The sequence below is a fragment of the Neorhodopirellula pilleata genome (assembly GCF_007859915.1).
GTDB lineage: Bacteria > Planctomycetota > Planctomycetia > Pirellulales > Pirellulaceae > Rhodopirellula > Rhodopirellula pilleata.
The window spans coordinates 279,705-303,036 of sequence record NZ_SJPM01000005.1; the positions used below are offsets into that span (position 1 = coordinate 279,705).

19 protein-coding genes and 1 pseudogene are annotated in these 23,332 nt (G+C 56.0%); 9 read left to right on the forward strand and 11 right to left on the reverse strand.

Features of this window, described 5'->3' with window-relative positions:
- Positions 1-197: 197 nt before the first annotated feature.
- The 6 genes from Pla100_RS13805 to Pla100_RS13830 all read right to left on the reverse strand — a co-directional run bounded on the left by Pla100_RS13805 (position 198) and on the right by Pla100_RS13830 (position 5,744).
- Positions 198-1,517, reverse strand: a complete 1,320-nt coding sequence (locus Pla100_RS13805) for a DUF1501 domain-containing protein (RefSeq protein WP_146578292.1) — start codon at positions 1,515-1,517, stop codon at positions 198-200.
- 395 nt (positions 1,518-1,912) lie between these two features.
- The gene (locus Pla100_RS13810) at positions 1,913-2,368 is read right to left on the reverse strand and encodes a hypothetical protein (RefSeq protein ID WP_146578293.1); all 456 of its coding nucleotides are present in this window, start codon (positions 2,366-2,368) and stop codon (positions 1,913-1,915) included.
- A 3-nt stretch (positions 2,369-2,371) separates the two neighbouring features.
- Positions 2,372-2,818, reverse strand: a complete 447-nt coding sequence (locus Pla100_RS13815) for an acyl-CoA thioesterase (RefSeq protein ID WP_231603039.1) — start codon at positions 2,816-2,818, stop codon at positions 2,372-2,374.
- A 7-nt stretch (positions 2,819-2,825) separates the two neighbouring features.
- Positions 2,826-3,104, reverse strand: coding sequence for a 30S ribosomal protein S18 (gene rpsR, locus Pla100_RS31600; RefSeq protein ID WP_231603040.1), 279 nt, complete (start codon positions 3,102-3,104; stop codon positions 2,826-2,828).
- Positions 3,105-3,249: 145 nt separating this feature from the next.
- Positions 3,250-5,136 (reverse strand): caspase family protein, encoded by a 1,887-nt coding sequence (locus tag Pla100_RS13825; RefSeq protein ID WP_146578294.1) that lies wholly within the window; start codon positions 5,134-5,136, stop codon positions 3,250-3,252.
- A gap of 296 nt (positions 5,137-5,432) precedes the next feature.
- On the reverse strand, positions 5,433-5,744 hold the full coding sequence (locus tag Pla100_RS13830; RefSeq protein ID WP_231603041.1) for a hypothetical protein: 312 nt from the start codon (positions 5,742-5,744) through the stop codon (positions 5,433-5,435).
- Between the two features lie 159 nt (positions 5,745-5,903).
- Between Pla100_RS13830 and Pla100_RS13835 the strand changes: the two genes are divergently transcribed.
- Together Pla100_RS13835 and thiD are read left to right on the forward strand one after the other, a co-directional pair.
- A complete protein-coding gene (locus tag Pla100_RS13835; RefSeq protein ID WP_146578295.1) occupies positions 5,904-6,695 on the forward strand; it encodes a sensor histidine kinase in 792 nt (263 codons plus the stop codon).
- Between the two features lies 1 nt (position 6,696).
- Positions 6,697-7,566, forward strand: a complete 870-nt coding sequence (gene thiD, locus Pla100_RS13840; RefSeq protein ID WP_146578296.1) for a bifunctional hydroxymethylpyrimidine kinase/phosphomethylpyrimidine kinase — start codon at positions 6,697-6,699, stop codon at positions 7,564-7,566.
- A 160-nt stretch (positions 7,567-7,726) separates the two neighbouring features.
- Here the strand turns inward: thiD and Pla100_RS13845 are convergent, their stop codons facing one another.
- Positions 7,727-8,266: a hypothetical protein gene (locus Pla100_RS13845; RefSeq protein WP_146578297.1), complete on the reverse strand. Its 540-nt coding sequence runs from the start codon at positions 8,264-8,266 to the stop codon at positions 7,727-7,729.
- 86 nt (positions 8,267-8,352) lie between these two features.
- Positions 8,353-8,718 (reverse strand): PDZ domain-containing protein, encoded by a 366-nt coding sequence (locus Pla100_RS13850; RefSeq protein WP_197167930.1) that lies wholly within the window; start codon positions 8,716-8,718, stop codon positions 8,353-8,355.
- A 302-nt stretch (positions 8,719-9,020) separates the two neighbouring features.
- Here Pla100_RS13850 and Pla100_RS13855 point away from each other — a divergent pair, with 302 nt between their 5' ends.
- Positions 9,021-9,800, forward strand: a complete 780-nt coding sequence (locus Pla100_RS13855) for a sugar phosphate isomerase/epimerase family protein (RefSeq protein WP_146578299.1) — start codon at positions 9,021-9,023, stop codon at positions 9,798-9,800.
- A gap of 296 nt (positions 9,801-10,096) precedes the next feature.
- Here the strand turns inward: Pla100_RS13855 and Pla100_RS13860 are convergent, their stop codons facing one another.
- A complete protein-coding gene (locus Pla100_RS13860; RefSeq protein WP_146578497.1) occupies positions 10,097-12,106 on the reverse strand; it encodes a hypothetical protein in 2,010 nt (669 codons plus the stop codon).
- Positions 12,107-12,677: 571 nt separating this feature from the next.
- Between Pla100_RS13860 and Pla100_RS13865 the strand changes: the two genes are divergently transcribed.
- Positions 12,678-14,471 (forward strand): hybrid sensor histidine kinase/response regulator, encoded by a 1,794-nt coding sequence (locus Pla100_RS13865; RefSeq protein ID WP_231603043.1) that lies wholly within the window; start codon positions 12,678-12,680, stop codon positions 14,469-14,471.
- 374 nt (positions 14,472-14,845) lie between these two features.
- Here Pla100_RS13865 and Pla100_RS13870 read toward each other — a convergent pair whose 3' ends face one another.
- Positions 14,846-15,799: a hypothetical protein gene (locus tag Pla100_RS13870; protein WP_146578300.1), complete on the reverse strand. Its 954-nt coding sequence runs from the start codon at positions 15,797-15,799 to the stop codon at positions 14,846-14,848.
- Positions 15,800-16,124: 325 nt separating this feature from the next.
- On the opposite strand from Pla100_RS13870, the pseudogene xseB reads away from it, so the two are divergent.
- The 5 genes and pseudogenes from xseB to Pla100_RS13895 form a co-directional block, all read left to right on the forward strand.
- Positions 16,125-16,427 (forward strand): annotated as a pseudogene (gene xseB / locus Pla100_RS13875) (exodeoxyribonuclease VII small subunit); the annotation flags it as partial.
- Positions 16,428-16,432: 5 nt separating this feature from the next.
- Positions 16,433-17,410: a polyprenyl synthetase family protein gene (locus Pla100_RS13880; protein ID WP_146578302.1), complete on the forward strand. Its 978-nt coding sequence runs from the start codon at positions 16,433-16,435 to the stop codon at positions 17,408-17,410.
- Positions 17,407-19,320, forward strand: a complete 1,914-nt coding sequence (gene dxs / locus Pla100_RS13885) for a 1-deoxy-D-xylulose-5-phosphate synthase (protein WP_146578303.1) — start codon at positions 17,407-17,409, stop codon at positions 19,318-19,320. The genes Pla100_RS13880 and dxs overlap by 4 nt, the downstream gene beginning before the upstream one ends.
- The gene (locus Pla100_RS13890; RefSeq protein WP_146578304.1) at positions 19,317-20,216 is read left to right on the forward strand and encodes an NAD(+)/NADH kinase; all 900 of its coding nucleotides are present in this window, start codon (positions 19,317-19,319) and stop codon (positions 20,214-20,216) included. The genes dxs and Pla100_RS13890 overlap by 4 nt, the downstream gene beginning before the upstream one ends.
- A 4-nt stretch (positions 20,217-20,220) precedes the next feature.
- Positions 20,221-20,883 (forward strand): RluA family pseudouridine synthase, encoded by a 663-nt coding sequence (locus Pla100_RS13895; protein ID WP_231603044.1) that lies wholly within the window; start codon positions 20,221-20,223, stop codon positions 20,881-20,883.
- A gap of 467 nt (positions 20,884-21,350) precedes the next feature.
- Here the strand turns inward: Pla100_RS13895 and Pla100_RS13900 are convergent, their stop codons facing one another.
- Complete coding sequence (locus tag Pla100_RS13900; protein ID WP_146578305.1) at positions 21,351-23,150, reverse strand: 30S ribosomal protein S1; 1,800 nt, start codon at positions 23,148-23,150, stop codon at positions 21,351-21,353.
- Positions 23,151-23,332: the final 182 nt, after the last annotated feature.

Sequence of the window (23,332 nt, forward strand, 5' to 3'; positions counted from 1 at the left end):
AGAAATCTCCCTTCGAGGTAATGCGAGAATGAGGTGAATTAATAATCAAGGTGTAAGCCACTAAACCATCAGTGGTTCATTCAAACTTGACCTTGGATTTAGACCTCGGCGATAGCACGTGGACTTTCGACGATTGGCAGTCCGGGCCGAAACTCTTGGCGAGTTTCGCTACCCTGAAATCAAATCTTGGTAACACGCTAAGCGAGAATGTTGTTGATGACTTTTCCGCCGTCGACAATCTCGATCGGACGAGCACCTGGTGCCATCAACTCCTTGTCCGCCACGATCCCGAGTAAGTGATACATCGTGGTCGCCAAGTCTGCGGGCGACACCGGATCGGAATCCGGTTCGGTAGCAGTGGAGTCCGACGCACCATGGATCATTCCGCCCTTGATTCCACCACCGGCGAGCATCACGCTGAACACCTTCGGCCAGTGATCCCGACCGGCGTCATTGTTGATTTTCGGCGTGCGACCGAACTCGCTACTGACCATGACCAACGTTTCATCAAGCATGCCACGTTCGGAAAGATCGTCGAGTAATGCCGACAGTCCTTGATCGAGAGCAGGCATCTGCGATTTGATGCTGTTGGTGATCGAAGCGTGCATGTCCCAGCTTCCGTATGTCAATGTGACCAACCGCGAGCCGGCTTCGACCAAACGCCGAGCCATCAGCATGCGGGCACCCGCTTGATTGCGTCCGTATCGGTCGCGCATCTTAGCGTCTTCTTTGGTCAGGTCGAACGCCTCCTTCGCCGCAGGCGTGTCCAGCAAATCGTAAGCGCGTTCATAGAACGTGTTCATCGCAGACACGTTGTCGGCAGCCGTCATCGAGACAAAACGCTGGTTAATCTTCTCGAGGGTCTCGCGACGACGGACGAAGCGCTGGGCATCCACGCCACCGGCCAAGTTCAAATCGCGAACCTTAAAGTCATCACGAGCCGGATCCGAGCCGAGCGCGAATCCGCTGTACTTGCTCGGCAGATAGCCCGTTCCCGCGAACTCATTGGGAACGTTTGGAATGCAGATATAGGCTGGCAAATTATTGCGTGGGCCGTATTCGTGACTGACCACGGAACCGAAGCAAGGATACTGAATCGCCGGACTCGGCTTGTAGCCCGTGAACATATTGTGAGTGCCGCGTTCATGAGCGGCCTCACCGTGGGTCATCGATCGAATCACACAGTACTTGTCGGCGCGTTTGGCCAACTCGGGCATCGAATTGCAAATCGTCTCGCCGGTGTTGGTCTTGACCGTGCCCATCTCGCCGCGGTATTCGAGCGGGCTATACGGCTTCGGATCCCACGATTCTTGCTGCGCCATCCCACCGGGCAGATAGATGTGAATCACGCTCTTGGCTTTGGCTTGAATGAAGTCGTAGTGCTTCAGTTCGGCAGCCGCCCGCCGCATCAACAGATCGGGAAGCGACAATCCGAGCCCGGCGGCGGCACCCGCCATTAAAAAGCCTCGTCGACCAAACATACCCGGCTGGGTCAAAGGATTTCCTTGACAAAACATCTTGCCATCTCCTGCTTGCGATCGTGTGAAAGAATTCTGTTAGCAAAACAAGTCAATCGCTTTACCCAGCGGAAACTTTTCTTGCAAACAAAATGGTGGGTGGGAATTCGCTGGCAATCGAGACTGAAGGAGCCTGAAACAGACGTTCAGTTGGTCCGAGTACCAATGAATTGTTAGGTGGGAGCCCTTCTTATCGGCCACATTGCGGCCGTCAGAATTGCCAAAACTCTCCTGATGGTAGCAAAACCTCACCCCCTGTCAAATATAAGCGGTGAATTTCCAGCGGATTTTTCTGAGTGGATCGACGTACGCAAAGGCGAGGCTCTAACCAAAAGTTCCAGCCGACGAGGTGAAAAATGGTTGCTGTGAAACTAAAAAAACAATTGCAGGGCTGTTTATTCGGTGTCGCGAATCTGTTTCAGAAGCGCAGCAAAGACAAGTTCGTTGGCCTCGAAGTCGCGGATTTCGGCTTGCATTTGAGCCAAGATCCGACCCGCGATCGGCATTTGGTCTCGCGTTGAAATGGGAGCATCCAGTAGCACAACCCGCGACAAGATGACCAAATCAAGGTAATAAAAACGCAAGTCCATCGCTCGCTCGTCATCACCCGCCCCAGGCAAAACGACGTTTTCTCGCTCGACATCCTCGTATTGCTCGCGGATCATCGTATCGAGTTCGTTGAGGATCACCTCATCTTCTCGGGTGATCGGAAGCGTCTCCAACGATACAAATCCGCCGCTGGGTAGCTCAAACGTCACGCCTTGATCGCCTTCGTCCTTGGCGCGTGCGACCAAAGACCAATTGTCGGGATAGAGCAGTTTCAGGCCGAAGCCTTCAAACGTCGATGGCATGATTCAGAGGCCCTGTAAACGAGATCGAATGGGATCGGGGATCGACGTTTTGGTCAATCGACCGCCTTCAGCCAAGCGACAGCAAACAACGACGATCTTGCCGGTGGCGATTCGGCGAGTTTGGCACTGGATTTCGAATCGGTATATGACACTGCTATCGCCAATTCGATCGATGTGGAGGTCAAGTTCGAGCACATCTTCGAACCGAGCGGGACCGTGGAAATCACAGGCGACCGAAATTCGAGGCCACGTCACACGGTGGTCGTCATCGTGCGACGGCATTACCGCAACGCCGATCGAACGCAGAAATTCGTGTTCGACCGATTCCATCATCGGAAAGAACGCCGAAAAATGAACGATTCCCGCCGCGTCGGTATCTCGAAACTCGACGCGGCGTTGGGTTTGAAAACGGGGCGACGAATCGCCGCCGCCTTCGATCGAATCACTCACGCGGCGACTACTCGCCAACGAATGGCAGCAACGCCATGAATCGGGCTCGCTTGACAGCCGCCGTAACGGCGTGCTGGCTCGCGGCAGTGCAACCGCTCTTCCGGCGACCCATGATGCGGCCTTGGCGATTGACCATCTTGGACAACAACTCGATGTCTTTGTAGTCAACGTACATCGGTCGAGGGCGATGGCCGTCGACGAAAATCGGATCTTTTTTACGGGTACGGCTGCGAACGCGTGACCGCTTACGGGCACGACTTCGCGTGCTCATCGGACGTGGGGGCATGGTTTTCCTGAATTGAAAAGGCGAATGGTCTAGTACGGTCGGTTCGATTCGCTCATCACTGAAACAATTTCAACCGACTCGCCGGTCCCGCGACGAATTGCGGGCCGAGTATTGTGTGTTGCCGAGCAATAATTTGCAATGCGTCTTATCGAACTAAGCCCTGGGCACGTAATCGTTTGATTTGGGCCGGCGATTCCCATTGGGGAGTTTGCCAAATGCTGGGTGGGCGATTGTTCTTTTGCATGAATTTCTGAGTGAACGGTGACGCCCCGCTGGGAACGTTTGAACGACTGTTCCCAGAATTGGAAAACTGGTTTCGCTGATTGCTTTGGTTGGATTGTTGAAATCCGTTGTTGGACGAAAACTGATTCGATGTCTGCGGGGTCGCGCTGCGGAATTGCGATTGAACCGGGGCCGGCTGCTGTGAGAATCGTTGCGGCTGCTGCGAAAACTGAGATTGGGACGACGCAAAGCCGTTCGATGGGACCGACGACGTCGGCTGGGACGACGATGGCTGGGTCAACGAGGAGGATGTCGATTGTGAAGGCGAAAACGAGCCGGAATTGCTGACGACGGATGATGTCGGTCTCGAGACGCCCGAAGCGGGTTGGGCTGCCGATTGGACCGTTTGAGCCGAAGCGATCGGCGAGGACGCTGTTTCGGAGGACGGCTTTCTAAACGCATCCTTGGAAACCCAACCTTGAATCGAATTGTTGTCGTGAATCGACTCGATCCACAGCCAATCTCCCTGCGATAAGGTCACCAACGCGATTTGGTTTTTTCTTGCCGTGGCTTTGGACTCATTGCCGACCTTGAGGCTTACCGAATCCATCAGGATTGACATGTGGACGCCTTCTTCGCCACATGCTTGGTAATCCAATATCGCCCGCTCAATGTCCCGATCTTGGCGTCGTGTCAAATATGCCACACCTCGGTTGCGCCGCACCTTGAGTTGTTGTTCCTTGCTCAGGCTGGAGTCATTGATCAGCACCGTGTAGGCTTCGATGGCAAGATCATAATCCCCCTCGTTCAGGAATGTATCGGCTTGCCGCATCAGGGAAGAATCCAATAACAAAGTGTCTGGGGAAGTGGCTTCAGACGTCGGATTCGGGAGGTCTCCCAAAACAGGCGCCGGAATTTCGAGATCGGAAGTGTTTGCTGATTGCAAAGATCCGCTCTCGATTTTCATTGCGACCTGGTTCAACTCCACACGGTCGACATCGACTTCAGGCGGCCGTAAATAGAACGCGTCGAGCGATGCGTCCAGGTTCAACCAGGGGCGTTGGCCGGTTGCCTTTCGCACGGCCGCGCTGGCGGTGAAAAACACGTCTCGCAATAATAGTCCGGTCGATGGACGCTGTGAGAACGCTTTGGCCAACTCGGTCGTGTACGGCGAGTTCGCCCCTGAGCCATCGAGGGCCGTATCGCCAGGGGAGGTGGCGTAAGCGATCAATGTCCCCTCGGGAATGACTTGGGCGGGTGCCAATCCACGGTTCGCCGAACTGCGGTTCCAGGCTCGCTGAAACGGATTGTCTCGGCAGCAGTCCAGGACGACGACATTCATGTTGCTCGCCGAAGAATACAAGGAGTCGACAACGTAGTTTTGCGACACCGTTTTGTATTTCACTGCCGTTTCATCGTGCAGTTTGGCGTCGATCGGCACTAAGTAGTTTTCGCCATTGATTTGCAAACCGTGCCCGGCAAAGAAAAACAGCGCCAATCCGTTCTTGGGAACCCGGTGGCAAAAACCGGCGATCTCCTGGTCCATTTGTTGTTGCGTTTGATCAATCAACGTCGTGACCTGAAAACCGAGGCTTTCCAATGTTGACCCCATCAGGCGGGCATCGTTGGCCGGGTTGGCCAAGGCACCGTTGGGATACGACGCATTGCCAATGACTAGCGCGTGCATGGACTCCGCGCTCGCCGACGGGCTGGCCAACGCCAAAACGCATGTCCAAAAAGCGATCCAGAATCCGGCCGCGTTTGCCCGCCAGACGTGGGTGGACTGACGACTTAAGTACAGCGTGTTCATCTTCTAGTCTTCCGAAGTTGGTTCTGCTGGGAAATGGCGGCAGTCTGTTGGGATTGATTGCCCTACTGACTGCCCCCTCTAAGAGGGTATCGCATTTTCCTCGGGCTTTGAATCCTTTTCTTACAAAAATTAAATGCAAAAAAAAGAGGCTTACCGGCCAAACTTGCAATCTTTGGGTAGCGAAACCCGCTATGAGTTTCGGCCCGGTGTCTTGTTCCAACGTTAAGTTCGCGTTGGCATATGGTGGCACGGCGGTCCCCGCCGTGTTTCACGGTGGAGACCACCGTGCCACGATGCTAGGCGGCTCGGACCGGTGGTGCGGCGTGAGGACGCACGCTGGCGGTCTCTTCCAGGATCTCGCGGATCGCGATCGCCTGCTCCGCAGCCGGTTGAGAAAGATCCAAGAACAGGATGCGGCGACCTCGAATCTCGCACCACGTGCTGCCGCCACCACCCTGCGAATTGCCCAGCGGCTCGCCGCGAACTTCAAATCCGTGCTGGCGTGCGATCCGGGTCAGCCGAGCTAATCGGTCCAGGACGTTCTCGTCTTGCGTTGCCGCTGCGGACTTTGGAACTTGGTAGCGAATGGTTCGAGTCGGGTCAGGCAATCGGGCGTCCCCCGGTAAGGTTTGACGGTCACACGATTGCGGTTTATCAGATCACACACGGTCGTCGATAGATAGGTCAGACGGGATTGTCCGGGTCGCAACACCTTGCATTCCTATTCAGAATTATCCGATTGAATCGCCTTAGCACCCCAAGCTCTCATGCCGGACACCCATCCCATCACGCCGCCGGACGCTCAGACGCAAATCACAGCGCTGAAGAATCAAGTCCGCCACATGCAAAGCCTCGCGTCATTGGGCGAACTGACGGGCACGGCGACTCATGAGTTCAATAACGTGCTGATGACTGTCATCAATTACGCCAAGTTGGGATTGAGAAATCAAGACGCCGAGAGTCGTGACAAAGCGCTAACGAGAATCCTGGCGGCATCGGAGCGGGCGGCCAAAATCACAAACACGATCCTCGCCCAGGCTCGCAATCGAACCGATGCCAAGGAGCCGACCGACTTGGTCGCCCTAATCAATGACACGATGATCTTACTGCAACGTGAAATGCAAAAGTACCGCATCAGTGTCGATACCGAACTGGCTGCGGGCCTGCCATTGGTTCCGGTTAGCGGAAATCAGATCCAGCGATTGCTGCTCAACTTGATGACGAACGCACGTCAAGCGATGGGCGAAGGCGGATCTCTTCTGATCCGCTTAGCGCCAGTCTTCGATGCCAGCGGTCAAACGGTTTCGGTCGAGTTGACCGTTCGAGACTCCGGCACGGGCATTCCCGCAGATGTATTGCCGCGAATCTTTGATCCGTTCTTTTCGACTAAATCCGGTCCCGACGAATCCGGCAAAGGCGGCACGGGCCTGGGATTGGCCGCTTGCAAAGAAATCGTCGACGAACACGACGGCAAGATTCGGGTGGAAAGCTCGGTCGGCCGCGGCACGGCGTTCATCATTCGCTTGCCAATCCAATCTCAGCAACAAGCGGCCGCTTGACATGGCGGGTTCTGAAGACCGCAAGGTTGAAATCGCACCGCACGCGATCGCATTGACGATCGCCGGTTCCGACCCCAGCGGCGGTGCCGGTCTGCAAGCGGACTTAAAGGCGTTTCAGCAAAACGGTGTGTACGGGATGGCGGTGGTCACCTTACTGACCGTGCAGAACACCTTGGGAGTGGGTAAGGTCGAAATGCTATCGCCGGAATTGATCGGCGAACAAATCGATGCAGTGTTGTCGGACATACCGCCGCGATGTATCAAAACCGGCGCACTCGGGAACGCGGCGATCATCGCATGTGTCGCCGACAAACTCCACGCGATGCGAGAACGTATCGATCCATCAGACTGTTTGATCGTCGTCGACCCGGTTATGGTCAGCAAACACGGCGATCGATTGATCGACGATGACGCGGTGGCCGCCTATCACGATGAGCTTTTGCCGCTCGCCGATCTGATCACGCCGAATCGTTTCGAAGCCGAACGATTGTTGCAGCGCGGCATCGGTACCAAGATCGATGACCTGCTCGCCGCAACCCAAGACTTGCAAGACTTCGGACCCACCGCCGTGCTTCTTAAAGCCGGCGCAGTCGACGGGCAGCAAATGCATGTCTTTACCGAACCAGAACAGTTGGTCACGCTCACGGTCGATCGCTACTCCGACGCCCACACGCACGGCGCGGGCTGTTCGCTTTCGGCGGTAATCGCAGCTCGTTTGGCGTTGTCGTCACCGCAAGACGACCAGGCGACTCGGATGCGCGAGGCAATCGACTTTGCGATCGCGGCAGTCAACCACGCGATCCACTTTGCACCCAAATACGGTCACGGCTGCGGCCCCATCGAATCTCGATTGCTGCACTTCGGCGACTAGTGGTCTGTCACAGCTTCGGGTTTCGATGAGGACTAAATCAACAGCCCGCTAGGCCATCGGCTCACAAAAACTGACGAACGCACTAAATCAACAGCCCGCTAGGCGTTCGGCTCACACTAGAATTAAATTTTGACGAAGCGTTAGATACTTCCGGCAGCCCTTACCACCAGACGCCGAAGTTTCCGAAGCGGAGTCCCCCGCCGTCGTAGCCGTAACCGTATCCACGTCCGAAATTGCCATAGTAGGGACGACCGCCGTATCGATAGTACGAATTGCCGTGTCGGGGGCTGCGATTGAGGCCAGAATGATAACCGCTGCGATAGCGGCTTCGCCAATCGTAGTAGTCGTTGTCCCAGTCGCGGCCACGATTCCAGCGTCCACGATCCCCGTTCCAACGGTCGCGATTCCCGTCCCAACGTTCGCGATCTCCGTCCCAACGTTCGCGATCTCCGTCCCAACGGTCGCGATCTCCGTCCCAACGGTCTCCGCGACGTTGATCACGCTGGACGACTAGCATCGTTCCATTGGCCGGCGTCGGTGAGTGCAGGCGGAACGATACGTCATCGTTCGTCCGCATCTCTTGGACTTGCTGTTCTAGATCGCGGATGCGTTGCCGCATTTCATCGAGCGTCTCGCTAAAGAATTCCGACGACTCGCCTCGGTTTTCGTTGGGGATCGAATCGCCACGCGATGCATTCATCGCTTGCTGTCGAAATCGCAAGGGTGCATCTTCTTTATCGCCCAGTGTGACATTCAGCTGGCTTGGTTCGCCGTCGCGTTTGACCGTTAGTTGAATTTTCGAGCCCGGCCCCATCTCTTCGATGCTTTCAGCGAACGACCGAATATCACGGACATGACCCCAAGCCAAGCTTGATGACTCGCCGGTGGTCGCTCGGCACGAGTAGCGAGGGTGACTTCACGTTGAATCGTGTTGCCTCGTCGCCACAGCGTCACATCGACCTTGTCACCGCCCTTTACTTTTTTCAGCGAGGACACCAGTTGTTTCGGGGTTGAGACGCTATCTCCATTGACTGAAAGAATGTAATCGCCGTGGGTGATCCCGGCTTCGTCGGCGGGGCTGGCCCATACCGTGTCGAGCACACAGACGCCCTCTCCGATTGCCGACCAAGGGCGGCCTTGAGACTGTTTCACGGACATAAATCTTTGGCTCCAGGTAAGGGAATGGGATTGTAAAAACGGCTCGTGTTTACCAGCCGATCGATTGCCAGAAACCGCACGCAAACATTGCGCCTTCATGGCGTTTGAAAGTCCTCAATGGTTCGGCCGACACGAAACCGTTTCCTCAATTGCTGGCATGCGTGGAGTGACGGACTGAACTGGCCTCAGCGTGAAGGCGGGCAATTCGCCTGGACTTTGCCGACTGATGTTGGTTAGATTGACGTCGATAACCAGCCTTCCCAGGCTTTCCCTGTTTCTCTGAAAGGATTCGCCGCGTGTTTGTTGCCGCTTCGACTTTATGTTGGCCCGATCTTGAACTTCAGGCTGCGATCGAGCTGCTCCAAGATCTCGAATTCACGGCCGTGGAAATTGCCGTTCAAGAGTCCGTCGGCCCGATTCGGCCGGATGAGTTGCTCGAGGACGAAGACCGGGCCGTTCAGATCCTTCGGTCTTCGCACCGGATGGACATCAGCGGCTACCGGCTGGAATTGGCCAGCACGGGGGAGCAGCACTACGAACAGTTTCACGCGATGTGTCGCATCGCCAAAGCCACTAAAGTGGTCAATATTTCTGTCCCCTCGGCCGAGAAGGGGACACCGTTCAACGAGGAAGTCGAGCACCTGCGGAAACTCGTCGCGATCGCCGAGGGCGAAGGCGTTCGATTGAGCGTTCGCTGCATGTTGGGTTGTCTCAGCGAAGATCCCGATACCCTGTTGGTGCTTTGTAACAATGTCGACGGCCTCGGTGTCGCGTTGGATCCGTCGGTTTCGATGGTTGCCGCCGGAGACAATCCCGCGATCGCCAAAGCCATGGCGGTGGGCAAGGGATTCGATCAGCTTTTGAAATTTGTTACCAACGTGCAGTTGCGTGATACGCGCAAAGACCAATTTCAAGTCAGTGTCGGACAAGGCGAAATCGACTACGGTAAAATCGTCACTCAGCTTGAGCGAGAAAAGTACAAGCGAGCTTTGACCGTGGACATGGTCCCGATGGACGACTTCGATCACCGTATTGAACTGCGGAAGCTGCGACGATTGCTCGAGTCGTTGATTTAGTCTTCATCGAAACCCGAAGCGTGAGCGAGGGATACATACAAAGGACTTAATAGCGATGAATCCCTCGCTCACGCTTCGGGTTACGATTAAATCAACACGCGGCTAGTGCCGTCGGCTCACTAAATCAACACGCCGTCACGCGTCGGGTTATGATGCAGACTAAACCAACGGGCCCTCACGCGCCGGGGTTAACCAAACAAAAAACCACGCGAAGCTTGCACCTCGCGTGGTTTCTCTGGGTCGTTGATGAAACAGACCCGAGCGATCAAACGCTCAAGGCCGATTCACTGCTTGAACTAGTTTCCGCAGGTCGTGCAACCGCTGCCGGTTGCTGGGATGACCATCGGAGCCGATTCCATGACCGGGGCACTTTCGTAGCTCACAGCGGCTGGTGCGCTGTAAACGGGAACTTGCACGGTGGTTGGAACTTGCTTGCAAACTTGAACTTGAACTTCCTTCATCGTCGTTACAGGAACGCAGACGGAGTACTCTTCTGGCACTTCTTCGGTGACGGTGTCATAGACGGTTACGTTGTAGGTGCGAGTACGGGTTTCAGGAACACACACGGTGTACGAAACTTCGCGTGAGCGTTGTTGCGTTTCCATGCGGGTCTTGTTGACCGTACGAGTACGCTCTTCGGTCGTCATGGTCGTTTGAGGAACCATACGGGTACGAGTTTCGGTACGGTAGTTCGTGACTTCGTACGAACGCTCGCGGGTTTCCTGACGGCATTTTTGGACCGAGATGGTGCGTGAGCGTTGCTCGGTTACCATTTCGCAATACGGAACTTCGCGGGTGCGGGTTTCCATACGAGTCTTGTTGACAGGAACCATACGGGTCTTGGTTTCTGTCGTCATGGTCGTCACGGGAACTTCGCGGGTGCGGGTTTCCATGCGGGTCTTGGTGACAGGAACTTCGCGGGTGCGTTCTTCGGTGCGGTACTTGGTGACGGTATAGTCACGAGTACGCGTTTCTTGACGGCACTTTTGAACAGCAACCATACGGCTGCGGGTTTCGGTGCGGTACTTGGTCACGTTGACCATGCGCTGACGAGTTTCGGCCCGCATCTTGGTAACCGGAACCATACGGGTCTGCGTTTGGCAGGTGTACGAGGTCACGGTGTAAGAGTAAGGAACTTGCTCGGTGGTACGTTGATACGAGGTCGTTGGGACCTGTTCGGTGACCACGTTAGGAACGTAAACCTTACGATAGGTAACGGCCGGGGCACACGCTGGAGCAGGAGCGGCGCAGCCACAGCTGCTTTCGCATCCGCCACATCCGCCGCAAGGGCTTCCGCAGCTGCTGGTTTCGCAACCACAACCTGAAGCAACCGGAGCGGCCTCAACGGCTTGGCACTGGTAGCTGCCCAAGTCTTTGGTGACCGTTCGCATCGTGGTCACTGGGACGCACTTGCTAACGGTACGGTAAGCGGTCTTGGTTTCTTGAACCGGAACGCGAACGGTGTACGACTGAGCAACTTGCTCGGTGTACGGAACTTGAACGGTGTACGTTTGAGCGACTTGCTCGGTGTAAGGAACGGTCACATTGTACGACTGTTCAACTTGCTCGGTGTACGGAACGTTGACCGTGTACGTTTGCGTTTGAGTTTCCGTGTAAGGAACTTGAACGCTGTACGTTTGGGTCATCGTTTCGGTGTACGGAACCGACACTTCGTAAGTTTGAGTTTGCGTGGTCGTCACAGGAACCTGGACGGTGTAGCTTTGCTCAACTTGCTCGGTGTAAGGAACACAAACTTGGTACGATTCGGTGCGAGTCTTTTGGACGGGCACTTGAACTGTGTAAGTTTGCTCGACTTGCTCGGTGTAAGGAACGTTGACCGTGTAAGACTGAGTCTTGGTCTCGGTGTAAGGAACCGACACGTCGTAGGACTGTTCGACTTCAGTCGTCACAGGAACCTGAACGGTGTAGGTTTCTTCTTCGGTGTAAGGAACCGCGACTTGAACGTCGTAGGTTTCCGTACGAGTTTGAGTTTGAGGAACGTTGACAGTGTACTCTTGTTGTTTGGTTTCAACACGAGCGACCTGTTTGGTCACGCTCTTCATACGGGTCTGGGTTTGACGCTGGTACGAGGTGGTGGGAACCATACGGGTTTCCGTCACGTACTGTGAACGCATGACCGTTTGCGTTTCGTAGCTCACTTGCGGGGCACAACCACCGCCGGAGCCGTAGGCGACTGCGCTACCTTCGGCAGCACATCCGCTGCCGCTGGCGCATCCGCCGCAATCTCCGCATCCTGCGTAAGCTGACACGGCGAACACGATCGTCGCGGTGACGCTTAAAAACATCCTTAATACATTCGACTTCATTGAAAACCCTCCAAAATGCTCACAGCCAGGTGAGGCAACAGAAGAAACACGGGTAAGCTTTAACGGCTGCGTACTTTGGGCAGACATTGCCCACGAGCACAAAAGGTAGATGGTTGGCCCGCAGTGTCAACGATCCGAGGGGGTCCAAATTTCAATTTTTCCTTTATTTTTGTGGGTGTTGTCAGGTCGACTTCACATCAGCCACATCCTTGATGGGGGATCGCTCACAATGATTCGCGAGCACCCAGCGTAAAAATTTTTTTGACTCTGTTTCTCGCGGCGGTTTGATACCGATCCGATGGCAATGGAATCGACGAAGGGCCAACATTGCGACCTTGCGGTGCGGCTCAGGAGGCGATGACGGCATTGCCTCGGCCGGCTCGATATTGTGTGCGGCACTGACGCATTTCTGTCGATGAAAACAGCCGGCGCAATTTGAATGGAGTGCTTGAAAACGGTTATGAATCTGTAACCATAACAAAAAATGCGTCGGTGAATCGCAGGTTTCGCGATGCAGAAATTGTCTTCCTGAGGTGGGGGAATCTTAGCTGTGTCAAGACTGATCTGGGTAGGCGACGCCGCCGACTTTGCTCCCCCGGCTTCGCCCGACATGAGCCTCGGGGAATCTCCGAGCGAGGTACGCTATGGTGCTCCGCCGGAAAACGCACCGTCTCAAGACACCCACCGAGGTGAGGTGATTGAGTGGATTCACGTCGAATCGGTGGAAAAAGCCTTTCCGATGCTCGAGGAGGACGGTATCGACGGAATCTGGCTGAGCCGATCGGCGTTGCCCCAAGTCTCCGAGATTCGTGGCATTGTGCAGAGCGGGATCATGTTGCGAGACATGCCCGAAGGCGTTGCCTTGGTCGATTCCGACCTGCGGATAATCTGGGCCAACCGGAGGTTACTTCAATGGGCGCAGCGCGAAGAGGGCGTGCCGTTGGGCATGACGTTTTACGAACTGTTGCATAATCCGGAAATCATGGGTCCCGATTTTTGCCCTTTTCATACGTCGCTGGCGACCGGCGACCAAAGCCAATCGACGCTTCATAGTGAGAACAATCGATACTTCAAGGTGCACGCCGCGCCGATCCAATCACAGGACATTTCGCGGCAGCTCATCGTTACGGTCAGCGACATTACCGAAGAGATTCTTCAAGAACAAAAGCTGGCGGCGATCCATCAAGCCGGTCGTGAACTGGCCGATTTGCGACCCAACGAAATTTTCATGATGGAGGTGGACGAGCGGATCGATCTGCTCAAGGACAACATCCAACATTACCTCCGCGACTTGTTGAGTTTCGACGTGATCGAGATTCGCGTGCTCGAGCAGACGACGGGAAATCTCCTCCCGTTGCTCAGCGTCGGCATCGACGAGGAGGCATCTGACCGGCGGCTACTTGCACGGATGCACGAGAACGGGATCACCGGTTACGTTGCGGCATCTGGTTTAAGTTACATTTGTCACGACGTCCTGAACGACCCGCTGTTCATTCCCGGTGTGGCGAATGCTCGCAGTTCACTCACTGTGCCGTTGATCTTGCACGATCAAGTGCTGGGTACGATCAACGTGGAAAGTCCCGAGGTGTCGGCGTTCTCAGATAGTGATTTGCAATTCCTTGAGATCTTTGCACGTGACGTCGCTTTCGCCCTGAACACGCTCGAACTGCTTGTCGCGCAGAAAGCGAATACGGCACAACAGAGCTGCGATGCGATCCACAGCGCCGTCGCGATGCCGGTCGACGCGATCCTCAACGATGCGGTCCATGTGATGGAAGGTTACATCGGGCATAGCCCCGAGGTGATGGATCGATTGGGGCGGATTCTGCAAAATTCGCGCGACATCAAACGAACGATCCAGCAAATCGGTGAGAAGATGACGCCGCTCGAAGCGGTTCCGGCCGACGAGAAGTCTCAGCAGCACGGGATGCTTCGAGGAAAGCGAATCTTGGTGGTCGACGAAGACGACCAGGTCCGCGAAGACGCGCACCGTTTACTCGAGCGTTACGGTTGCATTGTCGAAACGGCTCACGAGGGCGACGAGGCCGTGTTGATGGTACGACGTAGCGGCGGCGAGGATTCGTACGACGCGATCATCAGTGACATTCGTTTACCCGATTACAGCGGTTACCAGTTGATGCTCCGTCTTGAGAAGGTGATGGATCATGTGCCGATGATCCTGATGACGGGCTTCGGTTACGATCCAGGCCACTCGATCGTTAAAGCAAAGCAGAACGGCTTGCATCCCAAGGCGGTCTTGTTCAAGCCATTTCGGCTCGATCAGTTGATCGACGTTTTGAAAACAGTCCTCGAAGCCAATCCATCTTCGGTGCCACCGGCGTAATTTGCCGGTGGCACCACAAACGCCGCCAGGCGTTGAATCGGCCTCAAGTAGGCTCGATGGATGAGTCTCCGCGACGAAAACTTGGCAATTGCTGTTCCTGCTTCTTCAAAGTCTAGTTTGAGGGTGGGCCGAACTCGCCAGCGTCGGGCGTCGAGCAATACCCGCCGCTAGCGGAGTGTTGATTTAGTCTTCATCGAAACCCGAAGCGTGAGCGAGGGATACATACAAAGGACTTAATGGCGATGAATCCCTCGCTCACGCTTCGGGTTACGATTAAATCAACACGGCGCTAGCGTCGGGTGTCGAGCAATACCCGCAGCGAATCGCTCACCGCCGCTTCCTGCCGGGTCTCCGCTATCGCTACGACCAGCCTACTAGGTTGCTTCGGACAAACTGTTGGGAGTTAAACCTAACTCGGCCAGCCAACGTCTGCCTTTAGGGGGAACACGGCCGTCGTTTTTCTTCTCTCGCTGGAGTTCTTCGAGTCGTTCTTCGAGCTCTTGTGTGCGTTTGGCGAGTTCTTGACGCTCGCGTGACAACTTGGCTCGTTCCAACGAAGCTTCAATTTCCGTTTGGCGGAACTTGTCTTCCCAGTCGTCCTTGAGCTGTTGCAAGCGGGCTCGTTCTTCGATGACCAAAGGATCGGCATCGATCAAGCCGGCGATCGCAGCGGCTCCGATCGCAATCCCGCTATTGCGAGTCTCCGACTGCCAAGTACTCGATTGGTTTTCGAGCAGATTCTTCAGGTCACGAATTTCTTGATCACGACGGCGGATAATTTCTTCCATCTCGCTAACGCGTCGGGAGAGCGATTCGACGAATTCCAACGGCGTGGGTTCGGTTCCGAATTCGTCTGGATTCTCCGGCTCATCGCTGGAGTGCGATCGTGCGCACGCTTTGGTGCGGTCGGACAGCGAGTTGATGAAGGAATCGGCGTCAAAGGAATCGGTTTCCATTTGCGCCATGATCATTGCTTTGCGATCCTCCCATGACAACGATTCATCCACCCCGATCTTGGATTGAATGGTTTGGCTGGCACTCGCTCGGGCGAGCTGAGCAGTCAAAGTTTCATTGTCGTGACGGAGGTCTTCGTTGCTCCTCCACGCTTCCTCGAGTTCGCTCCGGAGCAAGCGTAATTCTTCGACGTCAGCGATCGAGATTTCGCCTTGTGTCGACAAATCGACTTGTTCAAGGGAGAAGTGATCAAGCCGGTCGTCGAGTCGATCAAACCGATGGAGCAACTCCTCGAGCCGTTGGATGACTTCGGCAGATCCAGCGTCGCTCTCGGCCGAGGTGCCCGTCTCGGTGTGGTCGCTGTCCGTTGTCACCGAATCGATTGAGTCGGCGGTGCGGCAAATATCAGCCGGGCTGTCTGCGTTCGTTATTCCGCTTAAGCTCGCCGGGCTGGGGGTAGCCGATGCCTTTCGTATCGATCGTGATTTGCGGTGAGAGCGGGGCATACCGTGAGTCAGACGTTCAAGTGAGAAGGCTTCGCCACCCGTCGCGGGGTTGGTTCTGTCGCGATCACTGGACGTCGTGCTATACTCCGCCAAGGATCGTCAGTCTCTTCAAACGTAGGTCACGAATCGATCCGGAGCAAATAAGACACGCAAATAAGACACGCAAATAAGACACATCGACGAGTCTGATTGATTGGCTAAAAAGAAAACCAACGCATCCGCGAACGACGACGTTCTTGACGCCAACAACGCTCAGGAAAGCGATGCTCCGATTATCGACGTCCCGGTTGATTTCGAAACTGCCTTGGGCGAGATCGAAAAAATCGTCCGTGCCCTCGAAAGTGGGGAACTGAGCTTGGACGCTTCGCTCAAACAGTACGAATCGGCGGTCGCGAAGATGCGGCAGTGCTATCGGCTGCTCGAAATCGCCGAACGCAAGATCAGTGTATTGGCCGGATTCGATGCCGAGGGCAATCCCGTCACCGAGCCGCTGGAAGAACGATGAGCCTCGTGATCGACTCACAACTCGCCCCGTTTCGGGCTTCGATCGAGGAATCTCTCGCCAAGGCATGTCAATTCGCCGACGGATGCCCGCCCCGATTGGCCGACGCGATCCGTTACTCGGTTTTGGCACCGGGAAAACGGCTACGCCCTGCGCTCGTGATGATGGCCGCTGAGGCCTGCGGCGGTTCGATCGACGACGCCCGTCCGGCCGCTGTTGCCGTCGAAATGATTCACGCGTATTCGTTGATCCATGACGATCTGCCCGCGATGGACGACGATGATCTACGTCGCGGACGGCCGACGACACATATCCAGTTCGGCGAAGCCACCGCGATCTTGGCCGGCGATGCCTTGCAAGCTGAAGCATTCGGCCATTTAGTCCGAAACGTTTCCGATCCGGCGACAGCGGCCCGTTTGATCGGGGAACTCGCCACAGCGGCGGGTGCCTGTGGTCTGGTGGGTGGACAAGAAGACGATCTTGCGGCTGAAAAAATCGGCATCGAAGACTTCGAGTCCCCCCGTTCGGCGAGATTGCATCTAGAATCGATCCATCGTCGAAAAACTGGGGCACTGTTTGTCGCTTGCGTTCGAATGGGCGCAATTTCAGCGAATGCCGGTGCCGAAGTGATCAAAGACTTAGGCCGCTTCGCGGAATTGTTCGGGTTGGCGTTCCAGATTACCGATGATGTACTTGATTTCACCGCCACCGATGAGCAACTTGGTAAGCGGACTCAGAAAGACGCCGGGCGTGGAAAATTGACATTCCCTCACTTAATGGCGGCGGAGCAATCCGCGTTGAGCCAAACGTCGGCTAACCCGGCAACGAGCGAGGTCGATTTTCGTGCCGGTATCGAATTCGCACGGGCGCACGCGGCGTCGCTGATCCGCAACGCGCACGATTCCCTGAAGTTGCTAGGGGCATCGGCCGAACGGTTGCATATAATGGCGGATTACATTTTGGAGCGAACCTCATGAGCCACCCCATCGAACCGACACCGCGACACCCGTTGCTAGCCAGCCTCAGCGATGCCCGCGAGCTTTCGGCGATGTCAGCGGAAACGCTGGCGGACGTGGCCGTTGAAATTCGCGACGTGTTGTGCAACCTATTGGCGACTCGAACGGCCCACTTCGCGTCGAACCTTGGCGTCGTCGAGCTTTGCTTGGCCTTGCACGCGGAATTTGATTTCCTGACCGATCGTTTGATTTGGGACACCGGCCACCAGATTTATCCGCACAAACTGATCACCGGACGCTACTCTCAGTTCGAAAGTATCCGGACCCGGGGCGGCTTGATGGGCTACCCCAATCCGCACGAGAGCGACTACGACCTGTTCATGACCGGGCATGCCGGCAGCAGCGTCAGCACGGCGGTCGGTTTACGCAGCGGTGATATTCTGCGTGATCAACGCGAGCGACGAACCGTTGCGGTTATCGGCGACGGTGCGTTTCCCAGCGGGATCGTGTTCGAGGCGCTCAACAACGCCGGCGAGCTCGGCCAAGACATGACCATCGTGCTCAACGATAACAAAATGTCGATCTGCCATCGCACCGGTGCCGTGGCGAGTTATCTCGATCGCTTGCGCAACAACCCTTTCTACACGGGGCTCAAGACCGAGGTCGTGCGATTGCTCGATCATGTGCCGATGTTTGGTGATCCGGCCGAGCGGCTATTGGCGCAGATGAAAGAAGGCGTCAAAGCCGGACTCCTTGGCGGAATGCTGTTCGAGGAACTCGACATTCGATACATCGGCCCGATCGACGGACACAATATCCCGTTGCTTCGCAAATACCTGCAATTATGCAAGGAGACTTCCGGACCGGTGCTTTTGCATGTCGTGACCGAGAAAGGGCACGGCTATAAACCGGCCGCCGAAGATCCGGTCTTCTTCCACACGCCGCCGGCGTTCGAGGACCGCGGCGGCACGCCGGTGACCCGTCGCAGTGAAGGACGCCCGCCCTACACGACTCACGCCCGCGATGCGATCGGCGAAGCAATGAAGTCGGACCCGCGGGTGACCGTCATCACGGCCGCGATGTGCCAAGGCAATAAGCTCGAGCCGGTCCGAGAAAAGTTCCCGGACCGCTTCTTTGACGTCGGGATCTGCGAGTCGCACGCGGTCGCATTCGCGGCCGGTCAGTGCAAGACCGGCATGCGGCCGATCGTCGATATCTACAGCACATTTTTGCAGCGAAGTTACGATCAGATTTTCCAAGAAGTATCGCTTCAGGACTTGCCGGTCGTCTTCATGATGGATCGCGCCGGTTTGACCGGCCCTGACGGCCCGACGCACCACGGTGTTTATGACATCGGCTACATGCGTTTGTTCCCGAACTTGGCGTTGATGGCCCCGGGTTATGCGGCCGAACTGCCGTTGATGCTGCAGGCCGCGTTGGCTCATCTGCACCCGACCGGAATCCGTTATCCGAAAGCCTCCGCGCTCGAACTCAAACACGTGCCGGCACCGATCGAGATCGGCAAATCGGAGTGGATTCGTCACGGCGAGGACGGCACGATCGTGGCCTACGGAGCGATGCTAGAACAGGCAATCGCCGCAGCCGAAAAGCTCGACGGTGAACTGAGCGTGGGCGTTGTCAATGCAAGGTTCGTCAAACCGATCGACCATGACATGGTTCGCCACTCACTCGAAGGCGGCAAGTTCGTTGTCACATTGGAAGAAGGAACGATCGTCGGCGGATTCGGCTCCGCGTTCCTGGAATCGGCAGTGGACCAAGGTCTGGATACCCGCTTGATTCGGCGCCTGGCCCTTCCGGACGAATTCATCGAACACGGCGACCGCACCGACCTTTTATCGGATCAGCATTTATCGGCCGACGGCATTGTCGGCGTTTGTCGTCAGTCGGCGGCTCGAGTCAGCGTCGGATGACCGGCAAAGCGAACTCGGGAGAGGGCCCCGACTTGAGTTGGTGTGAATGCGGACGCCCGCCTCGCATACTCGTGATCGGGACTCCTGAACGGCAACGGGTTCAATCCGCGTGGAAACGTTTGCGTCCGGTCGTGCTGGCTCATTCAACACTGGTCGCCGAAGATTTCAACTTCACTTATCAATTTGTCGGTGATGATGCTGACCTAGTCATCGTGCTCGGAGGCGATGGTTCCATCCTTCAATCGGCACGGCAAATGGGCGCTCACCAAGTTCCGGTGCTGGGTGTCAACTGCGGCCGTCTGGGGTTCTTGGCCGCGTTGTCGCCCGAAGACTTCTTGGATGCTTGGCCCAAGGTGTGTGGTGGGGATTTTCGGGTCGTCGACCATTTAATGCTGCAAGTCGAGATCGTTCGTGGCGACAAGGTCGTGGCCGAACAGTTGGCACTCAACGAAGCCGCCGTTTTGGGCGGACCGCCGTTTAGCATCCTCGACATCGACTTGTATGCCGACGGTGACTTAGCGACGCAGTATCGTTGCGACGGATTGATTATCTCGACACCGGTCGGTTCGACCGCGCACAACCTGTCGGCCGGCGGCCCGATCGTTCGACGCCATTTGCAAGCGATCGTGATCTCGCCGATCAGTCCCCATACGCTGACGTACCGCCCGCTGGTCGATTCCGCCGATACGCTGATCGAACTCGCCGTGACGGAACCCAATCCGAGTACGAGCATTGTGGTCGACGGCCGAATTCTCGGCTCACTCAAACCTGGCGATCGAGTGCGTGTGCAACGTGCTCCGGTCTCGTTCCGGATGATGCGGGTGCCCGGCCAAAACGACTATCGCACCCTGCGTGAAAAATTGGGCTGGGGTGGTTCGCTGGAGTTGCGACGGTAAAAAGTTGACCGATAAAGCTTTGATCGAGATCGTTTGGCAATCCCGAATCGCCATCGCGGTTGATAAACCAGCTGGCCTGCCAACGACGGCGGCACCCGGCATTGAAAGCGTCGAGACACGTTTGGCGAAGCAGTTGCCGGATCTGGGTTATCTCACGGCGGTGCATCGCTTGGATCGCGACGTCGGCGGCATTCTGTTGCTGGCCAAGACCAAGAAAGCCGCACGTCTGTTATCGGAGCAATTTGCCGCTCGCAAAGTTCGCAAGACGTACTTGGCGTGGGTTGACGGCGAAGCGATCTTCAACAACGACGTCTGGGTCGACTACGTTCGCAAGCTACCCGATCAAGCTAAAGGGGAAATTTGCAGCGAGGTCAATGATGGTGCCAAACGCGCCGAGACGCACGTGCGTTCGATTCGATACGACCGTGAGAGAAACTGCACGCTCTTGGAGCTGTGTCCTCTAACCGGTCGGATGCACCAACTTCGGCTACAGACCGCAGGCCGCCGTCATCCGATTCGCCATGATCCCATTTATGGACCGGCTTCTCTGGAACCGGCAGCTCCGCGCGATGGTCTCATTTGCTTAACGGCTCATCGACTTGAGTTCCGAGATCCGGGAAACGGACAGGTAATCAAGATCGCGACGACACCTGAGGGCTATCAGTAACCGGAGTCGCAAGACTTGGGAATCCAATCGAAAACCATCTGAACTGTTGTGAGTCCAGCTACCCAACTAATCTGAACACCGCTCAAAAGGCAATCACATCAACGATCGCCGCGTTCGGTGTGTTTGAACGCAATGGATACAAGCCCGACGCGCGAGCTCTGAAGTTGTGCTTTTGCCTGTGGCATTGGTTTTTCGTAACCCGCTGCGTAAGCGAGGGATGAGTCGGTAACAATGATCCCTCGCTCACGCAGCGGGTTACAAAAAAACGCAGTCTTCAAAATGCGAAAGCGAGGGATGGGTCGGTAACAATGATCCCTCGCTCACGCTTCGGGTTACGATTAAATCAACACGCAGTTGCGCGTCGGGCTTGTCTGTTTGCGGTGTAGCCGCCTTACGAAAAAAGCACCGACCCGCGCGTGCGAATCGGTGCTTCAATGCGTTTTCAAGAAAACGAAGTCTGCTTGAGACTACTCGTTGTCTTCCTGAGTCGGGATCAACGGTCCGGCACTTCCCAAGCCGCCCTTCAGGTTCCCTTCGTCCATCGTTACCGGCACCGTCGATTCGGCGGCTTCGGCAGCGGCGGCTGATTTCTCTTGCTCTTCGCTCCAACCGACTCGCTTGAGCGACAAGCCGATCTTGCGTTCGTCGGTGTCGACGCGAAGCACTTTGACTTCGATCGAGTCGCCGACCTTAACGACTTCTTCTGGATCATCGACTTTGTCATCGGACAATTCGCTAACGTGAAGGAGACCTTCGAGGCCGTCTTCGAGGCCGATGAAGACGCCGAAGTTGGTGATCTTGGTGACCTCACCCTTGACCAATTGGCCGGGTTGGTATTTGTCAGGAATGTCGCCATCCCACGGATCGTTGTCGAGTTGTTTCAGACCCAACGCGATCCGGCGACGCGATTCGTCGACGCTCAAAATGCGGCATTCGAGTTCTTGGCCCTTTTCGAGCACTTCGCTCGGGTGAGCGATCTTGCGGGTCCACGACATGTCGCTGACGTGCAAGAGTCCGTCGATGCCTTCCTCGAGTTCGATGAAGGCACCGTAGTTGGTAAGGTTGCGAACCTTGCCGGTGACGTCTTTGCCTTCGGGGTACTTTTCGAGGACTTCGTCCCACGGGTTCTTCAGCGTTTGCTTCATACCGAGGGAGAGTTGTTGGCCTTCCGGATCGACACCCAAGATCATGACTTCGATCTTATCGCCGATGTTCACCAATTCGCTGGGGTGGTTGACTCGCTTGGTCCAGCTCATTTCGCTGATGTGGACGAGGCCTTCGATGCCTGGCTCGAGCTTCACGAACGCACCGTAGCTCATCACATTGACGACTTCGCCCGGGTGGGTCGATTCGACCGGGTACTTGCCTTCGATGTTTTCCCATGGGTTGCGGTCTTTTTGCTTCAGACCCAAGGCGATCTTTTGCTTTTCGCGATCGATGTGCAGCACCTTGACTTCGATTTCTTGGTCGATCGAAACCATTTCGGTCGGGTGGCCGATTCGTTCCCACGCCATGTCGGTGATGTGCAACAGACCATCGATGCCGCCCAAGTCGACGAACGCGCCGAAATCGGCGATGTTCTTGACGATCCCGATGCGGACCTGGCCGATTTCCAGTTCCTGCATCAGGTAGGTGCGGTCTTCTTCGCGTTGACGTTCGATCAGGCTGCGGCGGCTGATGACGATGTTGCGGCGGGTGTCGTCGATCTTGAGCACTTCGGCTTGAACGACGCGACCGATGAAGTCGCCGATGTCGCCGGGGCGACGGATGTCAACTTGCGATCCCGGAAGGAACACGTTGACGCCGATATCGACCAACAATCCGCCTTTGATTTTTCGGATAACGGTTCCGGTGACCACTTGGCCCTCGGCAACCGTTTCCATCATCTCTTCCCACTCGATGATCTTTTCGGCTTTTCGCTTCGACAGCGAGATCATGCCGTAAGGATCGTCGGCCGCACCGAGTTCGTCCTCCATCTCTTCGATGAGGACTTTGACCATATCGCCGACTTTAGGCGTGTCTTCATCGGGGCCCCATTCATCGAGCCCGACGGTGCCTTCGCTCTTAAATCCGACGTCGACGAGAGCCCATTCGTCGTTGATTTCGACGATCCGTCCTTCGACGATATTGCCGGAGTTGTAATCCTGCTGTTCAGCAGTGAAGTTTTCGATCATCCATTCTTCGACTTCGTCCTCCGGAGCCATGAGGGCCAAATCGGCTAGGATGTCGTCGTCTTCGAGAGAGCGGATGAGGTTGCGGTTAACCATGAATCAGTACCGGAGGTGAAATCGCGTAGTGGGCACCGGCCACAGCCCACGAGCTTTCACCCCGAGGGGTTGTAGGAGAGAATTGAAAAAGCCGGTCGCTTGCAAGCGCCGTAAGCTACCAAAGACGCCAAGCCGTCACAACGCCGTTGTCCCTAAAAGTCGGGGGCTGGGCACTTTTTCGG

Coding starts and splice junctions, on each gene's coding strand:
- Pla100_RS13860 (WP_146578497.1), bottom strand. CDS start 12,106: ATGTTTTTAAGCGTCACCGCGACGATCGTGTTCGCCGTGTCAGCTTAC.
- Pla100_RS13835 (WP_146578295.1), top strand. CDS start 5,904: ATGCCGGACACCCATCCCATCACGCCGCCGGACGCTCAGACGCAAATC.
- dxs (WP_146578303.1), top strand. CDS start 17,407: ATGAGCCACCCCATCGAACCGACACCGCGACACCCGTTGCTAGCCAGC.
- thiD (WP_146578296.1), top strand. CDS start 6,697: ATGGCGGGTTCTGAAGACCGCAAGGTTGAAATCGCACCGCACGCGATC.
- Pla100_RS13805 (WP_146578292.1), bottom strand. CDS start 1,517: ATGTTTTGTCAAGGAAATCCTTTGACCCAGCCGGGTATGTTTGGTCGA.
- Pla100_RS13825 (WP_146578294.1), bottom strand. CDS start 5,136: ATGAACACGCTGTACTTAAGTCGTCAGTCCACCCACGTCTGGCGGGCA.
- rpsR (WP_231603040.1), bottom strand. CDS start 3,104: ATGCCCCCACGTCCGATGAGCACGCGAAGTCGTGCCCGTAAGCGGTCA.
- Pla100_RS13845 (WP_146578297.1), bottom strand. CDS start 8,266: ATGAATGCATCGCGTGGCGATTCGATCCCCAACGAAAACCGAGGCGAG.
- Pla100_RS13810 (WP_146578293.1), bottom strand. CDS start 2,368: ATGCCATCGACGTTTGAAGGCTTCGGCCTGAAACTGCTCTATCCCGAC.
- Pla100_RS13900 (WP_146578305.1), bottom strand. CDS start 23,150: ATGGTTAACCGCAACCTCATCCGCTCTCTCGAAGACGACGACATCCTA.
- Pla100_RS13890 (WP_146578304.1), top strand. CDS start 19,317: ATGACCGGCAAAGCGAACTCGGGAGAGGGCCCCGACTTGAGTTGGTGT.
- Pla100_RS13880 (WP_146578302.1), top strand. CDS start 16,433: ATGAGCCTCGTGATCGACTCACAACTCGCCCCGTTTCGGGCTTCGATC.